Origin of the sequence: Ureibacillus sp. MALMAid1270, from assembly GCF_049202975.1 — a bacterium.
GTDB lineage: Bacteria > Bacillota > Bacilli > Bacillales_A > Planococcaceae > Ureibacillus.
Genome location: NZ_JBMIRP010000039.1, coordinates 1 through 10,601 on the forward strand (window position 1 = coordinate 1; position 10,601 = coordinate 10,601).

The following is a 10,601-nucleotide window of genomic DNA, read 5'->3' on the forward strand; positions in this document are numbered from 1 at the left end:
GTGTGTTCGGTCACCTCAAGGGCAATCGGTCGTTTCGCCGATTTTCACTGCGTGGGCTGAAAAAAGTCCATATTGAGTTTGGGATTGTGGCAATGGCTCACAATCTCCTGAAAGTAGCAGGCATCCGCCAGCTACTTTCACTAAAAATCAAAGAAAATAGAAAACAGATGAATGGGAAATCAAAATTTCCATTCATCTGTTTTCTTTTTAGGGCTTTTTGGACAGCCCCTTATCTTCTATTCCGCCAACGAATAATGTTTTTAGGTGTGAAGTAGATAAGACCTAAAACGAAACCAGTTGCTAGACCACCAAGATGGCTCATGATGTTAACGCCAGGTTGTATGAATGATAGAATAACACTAATAATAATGATTGGCATGATAATCTGTTTTAATTGTGGCATTGTATGACGTGTATAGTAAACTAAAGCAGCAAATGCCCCTAAGATCCCATAAACCGCACCGCTTGCACCAACGCTAGCGTAGAATGGATCTTGCGTTAAATAAGTAAATACATTTCCGAAAATACCTGCTAATAAATAAATCGTTAAAAATCTAGCCTTACCCGCAATTTTTTCAAGTTCAGGACCAAATAAAAATAACGAAAACATATTAAACAAAACGTGGAAAAAATCTGCATGAAGAAATGTAGAGGATACGACCCGCCACCATTCACCATTAGAAATAAGTAAATTAACACTCATCCCATATGTAAATAGTAATTCCCTCATTTCAAATGGGATTGTTAAAATGTAAATAATAAGATTAATCGCTATGATAAAAGATGCAACAGGGTAAAACTTGATAAATTGTTTAAAATTTTCCCTTCTAATAAACATATATCCACCTCAATTTATCTCGGTGAAAACATCCGTATAACTCACGCCTTAAGATTTATAAGAACGGAGCGGATAGGCGTGAGTTAACGGACGCTAACACCCCGATTGGTTGCAGACTAAAAACGCGACGTCCTGTCGCAACGTCTGCATGACCCACATCCTGTGGGCCTCAACTAACCATCATTGGCGGTGAAAGACCCACCACTGATGGAAGTTTCACTTTATCCTTATTATACATTGTATGAAAAGAAGAAGAAAAGGAGAATGTCTATGATAAAAGGAATAGGTTTAGATATTATAGAACTTTCTAGGATTAAAAAAGCAGACGAGCATGAAAAATTTAGAAATCGTATCTTATCGGAGCGAGAACTAGAGGAATACAACAAATTGTCCAATATAAGAAAAATTGAGTTTTTAGCAGGAAGATTTGCAGCAAAAGAAGCATATGCTAAAGCAAATGGGACAGGAATTCGAGAGGGGTGTGAATTTCATCAAATAGAGATTTTAAACGATGAACTAGGGAAACCGAACTTATATTTTAATCGTCAAAGTGTGAAAGGTTTTGTCAGTATTACACATTCGAAGGATTATGCAGCAGCACAAGTACTATTGATGATCTAGATAATATGGTATTAATTTAACAAATTTATATAAATTAATGGATTGTCCAAAAGTGATAGCATAAAGTTATTCTTCTACTCATATATTTGTCCTATCGAGAAGTAGAAAGGATGGAATTTTGCGACAACGAATAGTCTTATTATTAGTTTTGTTGTTAAGTGTCGTAGTGGTAGCAGCATGTGGAAGTCAGTCTAAGGAAGATGTATTAAAAAATCTTAGTAACAAATGGAGTAACACAAATGGCTATGAGCTAGACGCAACAATGGAAATTAAAACAGGTAGTGAACCAAGAGTTTATGATGTAAATGTATGGTACACAAAACCGGACTTTTACAGAGTTAAAGTAACGCAACAAGGTGAAGACGTTACACAAATGATTGTACGTAATAAAGAGGGCGTGTTTGTAGTAACTCCTTCACTTAGAAAAACGTACAAGTTCCAAAGTGAATGGCCAAAACAAAATAGTCAACCGTATTTAATTGGTGCTCTTGCTGAAGACTTATTAGCAGATCAAAATGTAACGATGGAAGAAGATGAAAACAATTACATCTTGCAAGCTGCAACAAGAAATAATCATAAGAGTGTTATGCCTACTCAAGTAATTACTGTTGATAAGAAAACAAAGTTACCTAAAACAGTATCCGTGTTAAATGAAGCGGGAGAAGAACAAATTCTTATCACGTTCAGTAAAGTTGATTTAGGAACTCAACACAAAGAAGAAGAGTTTGCAATTGACAAATTTACTGAGGAAAACAGCAATACAACAGGAAGCAATGAAAAAGAAGAATTCCAAGTACACTATCCTGTTCTACAATGGGAAGGTACAACATTAGTTGATGAAAATAGAATTGTTGAGGATGGTACAGAACGCGTCATTCTAACATTTGAGGGTGAAAAAGCCTTTACTTTAATGGAACAACCAGTTGTATATAATGAAGAAGAAACTGTCCAAGTATTTGCTCCTGGTGATCCTGCTGATTTAGGCTTTACAATTGGTGCAATTACGGACAACTCTATCAGTTGGGAACAAAATGGTGTATCATTCTTCCTTGCTTCAAACAACTTAACAAGAGAAGAAATGATTGAAGTCGCTTCATCTTTAATACCAGGCGGCTTAAAATAAACCTTACCTAATCTAGGGTTGGACAGGTATATATAATCAGTGGGGGTACAACCCTCACTGATTTCTATGATTTTTTAGAATAATGATAAAGTGCACCGATGATTCATAGATCTTGTTTTATTTTCTAGTTACAAATGGCAGACTTATAATAATCGATTTGAACTAATGGCTTAAAACATAAGCGTTAATGCTCTGTATATGCCTGTTAATTACAAATGTTACAAATATAAAAAAATATACACAAAATACCAATTTTTTTCTATTATAATTAATATAGGAGCTATCAAATAAGGGGAAACAAAAATGACTACACAACATTATCGTCCAACGCGTGCCTTAATAAATTTAGAAGCAATTAAAGAAAATGTTCGAAATCTAAAGAACTTTCTAAAGCCAAATGTACATATTATTGCAGTTGTAAAAGCAAATGCTTACGGTCATGGAGACATTAAAGTAGCGGAAGCTGCAATTGAAGCAGGAGCTACAATGCTAGCGGTTGCTACGCCAGATGAAGCACTTCATTTAAGAGAATATTTCCCTAATATTGATATATTAATATTAGGACATTCACCAATTTCGTTTGCGACTGTTGCTGCTGAACAAAACATTATTTTAACGGTATTCTCTTCTGATTGGGTTAAACAATTACAGCTAACTTCGAATCGACCATTAAAAGTTCATATGAAATTAGATACTGGTATGGGAAGATTGGGCGTTACGACAATTGATGAGATGTTAGATCTATATTCAGAAATTGAAAAGACAAATGGATTATTATTAGACGGAGTGTTTACTCATTTTGCAACTGCAGATGAAGAAAATGAGTCATACTTCACAAAACAAGTCGATAAACTAAACCAATTCATAAGTAAATTACCAAACAAACCTCGAATTATTCATGTTGCAAATTCTGCAACTACATTAATGAAAGACAATACACTACAATACGATGCAGTGCGTTTTGGTATTTCCATGTATGGCTTAGCTCCATCTCCTTACGTTCAAACAAAATTGCCGTTTCCTATTACACAATCTTTCTCATTGGAAACTGAATTAGTATCAGTAAAACTACTTCATAAAGGAGAGTCTGTTGGGTATGGTGCAACATATACTGCAGACGAAACAATTTATGTAGGTACGATTCCAATTGGTTATGCAGATGGTTTAATACGTAAATTAGGTGGGCAAGAAGTGTTGATTGATGGTAAAAGAGCTCCTATTATCGGAAGAATTTGTATGGATCAATGTATGATTGCATTACCAAAAGCATATAATATAGGAGAAAAAGTTACGCTAATTGGAAAACAAAACGAAGAAGAGGTAACAATTGATGAATGGGCAGCAAAAGTAGAGACGATCAATTACGAAATACCATGTATCATAACTGCTAGAGTGCCTAGAATCTATATTACAAAATAATTTTCGACAAAAATCTCAACAAAAACCGCTATATTAACAAGAGTATGTCAAAATATAAAATATCTTGTCTTTTCAACTACCATTCAAGATGATAGAATAAGTAGAAGAATTGGTACGGTTTTTGTGGAGGTGCTTGTTTTTGTACGCAAAAAAAGTTGATGAGGTCCTAAAAGAAGTTAGGTTTCCTCAAGAAATGTTTAAGGAATCGAATACACTTGAGCAGAAATCTGCACGTAAAGAGTATGTAGTCATTGCAACTCGCAGATTATCAACGCACAAGCAACCAAATCAAATACGGGAAGCTTTAATGAAAGGCTATGTAGAGATGTCGCAAATCAATTTATCTATTAGTAGTGAATGTCTACATGCCGAATATGAAGCGGAGCATACGGTGGAGCGTCTCGTAAGCGGGGGATGATAGTTTGATTGTGAAACGAGGGGACGTTTTTTTTGCTGATCTATCCCCGGTGGTAGGGTCTGAACAGGGTGGTACTAGACCTGTTCTAATTATTCAAAACGATATTGGAAATCGATTTAGTCCTACAGTAATCATCGCTGCGATTACTGCGCAAATACAGAAGGCAAAATTGCCAACCCATGTTGAAATAGATGCACATAAATATGGGTTTGAAAGAAATTCGGTAATTTTGCTGGAACAATTGCGAACAATCGATAAATCAAGATTAACGGATCGTATTACTCAACTAGACGATGAACTAATGGATAAAGTGGACGAAGCGCTTGAGATAAGTTTAGGGTTAATGAAATTTTAAATACATATGAAAAAGGGCATTGAGAACTAAAAAAGTTTTCAATGCTCTTTTAATTTAGTATCATAAAAGAGGTAAAACTATCCAACAAACAGGTTATTTTTGACGATATAACTATTTATTAATTATCCGATAACATATTAGAGGTATTGTATTAGAAATTCAATAGAATAGTAGATATATAGCTACGGGAGGTGCCAAAAATGGAATTAAATATATATTTTCGTGAAGAGACCGATTTAGTCAAAGTATTCATAAAAGGTGAAATTGATACATTCACTGCGCCTAAATTGCGAAATAAACTTGAATCTATCAAAATTATTCCAAATCGATTAATAGAATTAGATTTATCGAAAGTTGTATATATGGATAGTACAGGTCTAGGAGTAATTGTTGCGTGCTACAAAAAAGTAGTTCATGAAAATGGGAATTTAAGGTTATTTGGCCTGTCAGATAGATTGAAGAGACTATTTAGTATTACTGGTTTAAGCGAATTGATGGATATTGAAGAAGTTGGAGTAAAGGTGGAATAAGCTATGGAAGCTTTTGACTATGTAGAATTAAGAGTTCCCGCTAAACCACAATACGTCAGTGTGATAAGACTTGCAGTTTCAGGATTGGCAAATCGTGTTGGTTTCTTATACGATCAAATTGAAGATATAAAAATTGCAATAAGCGAGGCTGTAACAAACGTAGTTCATCATGCATATGAAGGCATTGAAGACGGTGATATTGTCATTGGTTGTGCACTATACCCAAATAAACTTGAATTATTGGTCACTAACTATGGCCACAGTTTCAACTTTGAAGTGGTAAAACAAAAAATTGGGCCATATAAACAAAATGAAAGTATCGCTCATTTAAGAGAAGGTGGACTTGGCCTATTTTTAATGGAAACATTAATGGACGAGGTTAGAGTAAATAACGAAGGTGGAGTAACTGTTTTCATGACAAAGTTTGTCAAAAGAGAGCAGGTGAAGGATTATGTCCTATCACACACGAAATAAGTTTTCGGAGGATAAACTACAAAGGTTATTTATAGAATCACAGGAAGCAAAAAATGAAGATGCTCAAACCGAATTAGTCCTGAAATATGAATATCTAGTTGAATCGATAGCTAGAAAGTATTCTTATACAAAATCAAATTATGATGATATCTATCAAGTGGGTATGATTGGTTTACTAGGAGCGATCCGCCGATTTGACCCATCATTAGGTAAAAATTTTGAAGTCTTTGCAATTCCTACAATTATTGGTGAAATCAAGCGATTCCTTCGCGATAAAACATGGGATGTACATGTTCCAAGAAGAATCAAAGAACTTGCACCAAGAATTAAAGCTGCAGTTGATACTTTAACTTATGAGCTACAACATTCGCCATCAATTCATGAAATTGCAAATTATTTAGAGGTGCAAGTGGAAGACGTCTTAGAAGCTATGGAGATGAGTAAAAGTTATCAAGCACTTTCTATGGATAAGTCGATTGAATCTGATTTTGACGGTAACACCGTAACATTATTAGATTTAGTAGGAGAAGAAGAGATCGGTTATGAAATGATTACTTCAAGAATGGTATTGTCTGACTGCATGGAAATGCTAACGGAGCGAGAACAAGAAATTATCAAGCTAACCTACTTCAATCAAATGAGTCAAAAAGAAGTTGGGGAAAGACTTGGTATTTCCCAAATGCATGTTTCGAGAATTCAAAGACAAGCTATTAAGAAACTACAAGAAATGGTTTATACAACGGGTACAGTATAAGAATGAAATATGGGATTGTCATGGGATTTGAAGTTCATGACAATCCCTTTTTATGATAATTCTCAAATGTTTATAGATCTTTTCGATGATTATGTCGAGGTTGTTAATAGATGTGAGTAGGGAGTAAATGTTAAAATTAATCGATGTACACAGAAAGGCAGTGGGAAAATGAGTCATACGAAAATGTTACAACAGATCGCCGTAGATACAAAGGTGAAACCACATCAAGCAGAGGCTGTAATTAAGTTATTAGAAGAAGGAAATACTGTTCCTTTTATAGCACGTTATCGAAAAGAGGTAACGGGCTCTTTAGACGAAGTTCAAATTAAAGCAATTGAAGATAGATATCATTACATTCAACAACTAGAGCAAAGAAAAGAAGAAGTAATCCGACTAATTGATGAACAAGGAAAACTAACAGAGGAACTTGCAGCTGAAATTCAAAAAGCAACGATTCTTCAAAGAGTTGAAGATTTGTATAGACCATATAAACAAAAAAGAAGAACTAAGGCGACAATCGCAAAAGAAAAAGGATTAGAACCATTAGCTTCACTACTTCTTGAGTTTAAAAAAGAGGATGTCGAACAATTAGCAAAGGATTTTATCGACGAAGAAAAAGGGGTAACCAGTGCAGAAGAGGCATTAACAGGTGCAAAAGACATTTTAGCTGAAATGTTTGCTGATGATGCAGCTGTTCGAGATAAAATCCGAAAACTATCCTTGCAAGAAGGGCGTATTACTACATCTGTAAAAGATGCAGAGAAAGACGAGAAGAAAGTCTTTGAAATGTACTATGAATATGAAGAACCTATTAAATATATTGTCCCACATCGTACTTTAGCAATTAACCGTGGGGAAAAAGAAGATATCTTAAAGGTTTCAATTCATGTTCCACTTGATCGTATGCTGCAAATTATGGAAAAAGAGTGGATTCCAATAAAAATTACCTCACCTTCAATTACTTTTGTTAAGGAAGCGATTGAAGACGGGTACAAACGTTTAATACAACCTTCCATTGAGCGTGAGTTAAGAAATGATTTAACTGAAAAAGCAGAGGCACAAGCTATTCATATCTTCTCTGAAAACTTACGTAGTTTATTATTACAGCCACCAATCCGAGGGAAAATGGTGCTAGGCGTAGACCCAGCCTACAGAACAGGTTGTAAACTAGCTGTTGTGGATGAAACAGGAAAAATGCTAGAAGTTACGGCGATATATCCTCATCCACCAAAACCAGATGTTGAGAAATCTAAAAAGGTAGTAAAAGCTATTTTAGATAAATATCCGATTAGCATCATCGCTATAGGAAATGGTACAGCTTCAAGAGAAACAGAACAATTTATTGCGGATCTATTAAAGGAAGTGCCAGAAAAAGATGTTTCTTATGTCATTGTAAATGAAGCGGGTGCTTCGGTTTATTCTGCATCTGAGGTTGCGCGTGCAGAGTTTCCAGATTTACAAGTAGAGCAAAGAAGTGCTGTTTCAATTGCTAGGAGATTACAAGATCCTTTATCAGAATTAGTGAAAATAGATCCAAAAGCAGTTGGTGTTGGTCAATATCAACATGACGTATCACAAAAGAAATTAGCAGAGTCTCTTACTTTTATAGTTGAAACTGCAGTTAACCAAGTTGGGGTAGATGTAAATACTGCTTCAGTTTCGTTGTTACAATATGTATCTGGATTATCCAAAACAGTAGCTGAAAATATAGTGACTGCTCGTGGTGAATTAGGTAAATTCACGTCAAGAACACAGCTGAAGAAAGTGCCACGTTTAGGTGCAAAAACTTATGAACAAGCAATCGGTTTCTTGCGTATACCTGATGCAAAAAATCCTTTAGATAGTACAGGGATTCACCCAGAAAGCTATGAGTTAGCGGAACAAATCCTAAAAATTGCAGGCTTAGGGAAAAAAGACGTTGGGACAAGCGTTTGTGAGGGAGCGTTAGTAAATATTAATATAGAGCAATTAAGTAGTCAGTTAGGTGTTGGTGAAATTACTGTTAAAGATATCGTAGACACTTTAATGAAGCCAACTCGTGACCCACGCGATGCCTTCCCACAACCATTACTGAAAACAGATGTATTAAAGATGGAAGATCTACAAGTTGGAATGGAACTACAAGGAACAGTACGAAATGTTGTTGATTTTGGGGCATTTGTTGATATTGGTGTAAAACAAGATGGACTAGTCCACATTTCTAAGTTACAAAAACGTAGAGTTAAACATCCACTTGAAGTCGTTTCATTAGGTGACATTGTTACGGTATGGGTAGATAAAGTAGAAATAGAAAAAGGACGCATTGCATTATCGATGATTCCACCAGAAAAGCAAGTAGAAAAGATTATAGAATAAGAATACAATAATAAGTGCATAGTGACCGCTATGCACTTATATTATTTATTGATCAAAACGAGATGACATTATTAAAATTCGATGGTAGTGGATCGCAGTAAGTTAGAGGAATGGAAGGAAGTGATAGAATGACAGACTTAGAGCTACAAAGTTTAGTTGAGGAATTATCTCTAAACTATTTTGAACGACCATTTGTCCATCGTGCTTATTTTAATAATAGATTGCGTACCACAGGTGGACGATACTTGTTAAATAGCCATAATATTGAAATCAATAAGAAATCATACGAATTATTTGGCAATGAGGAATTACGAGGTATTATACTCCACGAGCTATGTCATTATCATTTACACATTCTAGGTAAAGGTTACAAACATCGAGACGCGGACTTTCGTACATTACTGAAGAAAGTAGGTGCACCTCGTTTCTGTTCAACAATTGGAGAAAATCAAAAGCGAAAAAGTTTAAGTTTATATCTATATGAGTGTGTAGACTGTAAACATCAATATCCTAGAAAAAGAAGAATGGATACTAGAAAATATTGTTGTAGTAAATGTTATGGTAAGCTCCGGCTAAAAGAAATGAAGAAAAAATCCTAGACTTGAATATAGTGTTTGTAGTATATTTATTTGTGCTGTTTATATCGAAATAATTATTGAAACTAGTTGTATAAAAATAAAATTAAAAAATATAATAAAAAGTGTTGACTTATTAATAGCAAGTCTTTATACTAGTAAAAGTCGACAAGTTAAGTCAAAATTATTCCGAAGTAGCTCAGTGGTAGAGCAACCGGCTGTTAACCGGTTGGTCGTAGGTTCGAGTCCTACCTTCGGAGCCATGGCCCGTTGGTCAAGTGGTTAAGACACCGCCCTTTCACGGCGGTAACACGAGTTCGAATCTCGTACGGGTCACCATTTGAATTAATAGAAAAAATACATAGGTCCCGTGGTGTAGCGGTTAACATGCCTGCCTGTCACGCAGGAGATCGCCGGTTCGATCCCGGTCGGGACCGCCATTTTTGGGGTATAGCCAAGCGGTAAGGCAACGGATTTTGATTCCGTCATGCCCAGGTTCGAATCCTGGTACCCCAGCCATTTATTCCGAGCCATTAGCTCAGTGGTAGAGCATCTGACTTTTAATCAGAGGGTCGAAGGTTCAAGTCCTTCATGGCTCACTTTTTCCTTGACATTCGCGTTAATTAATGTATAATTAAAGAAGTCTTCATTATACAAAAACGCGGTCGTGGCGGAATGGCAGACGCGCTAGGTTGAGGGCCTAGTAGGGGCAACCCTGTGGAGGTTCAAGTCCTCTCGGCCGCACCAAGTGATTTGCTTTAAATATATCGGTGTTATTAACTAGCGTCAATTTTAGATCGCCTGATGTAAAGCGAAATAAAAACATTTAATATGCGGGTGTAGTTTAATGGTAAAACCTCAGCCTTCCAAGCTGATGTCGTGAGTTCGATTCTCATCACCCGCTCCAATATTTGAACCTTGAAAACTGAACAACAAAACGTTAATGAATTAAACGTTTCTATTATAGAAACACAATTTTGGACATCATAAAGATGCCGGCAAAAATTTGAGCTTTATCAAATTTTCTTTTATGGAGAGTTTGATCCTGGCTCAGGACGAACGCTGGCGGCGTGCCTAATACATGCAAGTCGAGCGGACCTTTTAAAGCTTGCTTTGAAAGGTTAGCGGCGGACGGGTGA

Annotated in this window: 12 protein-coding genes, 7 tRNA genes and 1 rRNA gene; 19 read left to right on the forward strand and 1 reads right to left on the reverse strand. The window is 35.8% G+C overall.

Going from position 1 to position 10,601, the window contains the following annotated elements:
• On the forward strand, positions 1-275 hold a 275-nt coding region (locus tag ACOQFO_RS04965), incomplete at its 5' end, for a transposase (protein WP_421688596.1).
• Here ACOQFO_RS04965 and ACOQFO_RS04970 read toward each other — a convergent pair.
• A complete protein-coding gene (locus ACOQFO_RS04970; RefSeq protein WP_421688597.1) occupies positions 230-838 on the reverse strand; it encodes a rhomboid family intramembrane serine protease in 609 nt (202 codons plus the stop codon). The genes ACOQFO_RS04965 and ACOQFO_RS04970 overlap by 46 nt on opposite strands.
• Before the next feature lie 270 nt (positions 839-1,108).
• On the opposite strand from ACOQFO_RS04970, the gene acpS reads away from it, so the two are divergent.
• The 18 genes from acpS to ACOQFO_RS05060 form a co-directional block, all read left to right on the forward strand.
• Positions 1,109-1,459: a holo-ACP synthase gene (gene acpS, locus ACOQFO_RS04975; protein WP_421688598.1), complete on the forward strand. Its 351-nt coding sequence runs from the start codon at positions 1,109-1,111 to the stop codon at positions 1,457-1,459.
• 118 nt (positions 1,460-1,577) lie between these two features.
• Positions 1,578-2,582: a LolA family protein gene (locus ACOQFO_RS04980; protein WP_421688599.1), complete on the forward strand. Its 1,005-nt coding sequence runs from the start codon at positions 1,578-1,580 to the stop codon at positions 2,580-2,582.
• A gap of 303 nt (positions 2,583-2,885) precedes the next feature.
• Positions 2,886-4,001, forward strand: a complete 1,116-nt coding sequence (alr, locus tag ACOQFO_RS04985; protein WP_421688600.1) for an alanine racemase — start codon at positions 2,886-2,888, stop codon at positions 3,999-4,001.
• A 193-nt stretch (positions 4,002-4,194) separates the two neighbouring features.
• Entirely contained in the window at positions 4,195-4,419 is a 225-nt protein-coding gene (locus tag ACOQFO_RS04990; protein ID WP_421688606.1) for a transcriptional regulator, read from the forward strand.
• A 4-nt stretch (positions 4,420-4,423) separates the two neighbouring features.
• Positions 4,424-4,774: a type II toxin-antitoxin system PemK/MazF family toxin gene (locus tag ACOQFO_RS04995; protein ID WP_097150343.1), complete on the forward strand. Its 351-nt coding sequence runs from the start codon at positions 4,424-4,426 to the stop codon at positions 4,772-4,774.
• Between the two features lie 200 nt (positions 4,775-4,974).
• Positions 4,975-5,304 (forward strand): STAS domain-containing protein, encoded by a 330-nt coding sequence (locus ACOQFO_RS05000; protein ID WP_421688601.1) that lies wholly within the window; start codon positions 4,975-4,977, stop codon positions 5,302-5,304.
• A 3-nt stretch (positions 5,305-5,307) separates the two neighbouring features.
• Positions 5,308-5,778, forward strand: a complete 471-nt coding sequence (gene rsbW, locus ACOQFO_RS05005; RefSeq protein WP_421688602.1) for an anti-sigma B factor RsbW — start codon at positions 5,308-5,310, stop codon at positions 5,776-5,778.
• Positions 5,756-6,532 (forward strand): RNA polymerase sigma factor SigB, encoded by a 777-nt coding sequence (gene sigB, locus ACOQFO_RS05010; RefSeq protein ID WP_421688603.1) that lies wholly within the window; start codon positions 5,756-5,758, stop codon positions 6,530-6,532. The genes rsbW and sigB overlap by 23 nt, the downstream gene beginning before the upstream one ends.
• A 168-nt stretch (positions 6,533-6,700) precedes the next feature.
• Complete coding sequence (locus ACOQFO_RS05015; protein WP_421688604.1) at positions 6,701-8,887, forward strand: Tex family protein; 2,187 nt, start codon at positions 6,701-6,703, stop codon at positions 8,885-8,887.
• 128 nt (positions 8,888-9,015) lie between these two features.
• Positions 9,016-9,486: a SprT family protein gene (locus ACOQFO_RS05020; protein ID WP_421688605.1), complete on the forward strand. Its 471-nt coding sequence runs from the start codon at positions 9,016-9,018 to the stop codon at positions 9,484-9,486.
• A gap of 164 nt (positions 9,487-9,650) precedes the next feature.
• A tRNA-Asn gene (locus ACOQFO_RS05025) sits at positions 9,651-9,725 on the forward strand.
• A 1-nt stretch (position 9,726) separates the two neighbouring features.
• Positions 9,727-9,801, forward strand: a tRNA-Glu gene (locus tag ACOQFO_RS05030).
• A gap of 25 nt (positions 9,802-9,826) precedes the next feature.
• Positions 9,827-9,902, forward strand: a tRNA-Asp gene (locus tag ACOQFO_RS05035).
• Positions 9,903-9,906: 4 nt separating this feature from the next.
• Positions 9,907-9,981: transfer RNA gene (locus tag ACOQFO_RS05040), tRNA-Gln, on the forward strand.
• Between the two features lie 8 nt (positions 9,982-9,989).
• Positions 9,990-10,061: transfer RNA gene (locus ACOQFO_RS05045), tRNA-Lys, on the forward strand.
• A 62-nt stretch (positions 10,062-10,123) separates the two neighbouring features.
• Positions 10,124-10,209, forward strand: a tRNA-Leu gene (locus ACOQFO_RS05050).
• 86 nt (positions 10,210-10,295) lie between these two features.
• Positions 10,296-10,369 (forward strand) — tRNA-Gly (locus tag ACOQFO_RS05055).
• A 120-nt stretch (positions 10,370-10,489) separates the two neighbouring features.
• Positions 10,490-10,601 (forward strand): 16S ribosomal RNA (locus tag ACOQFO_RS05060); the annotation flags it as partial.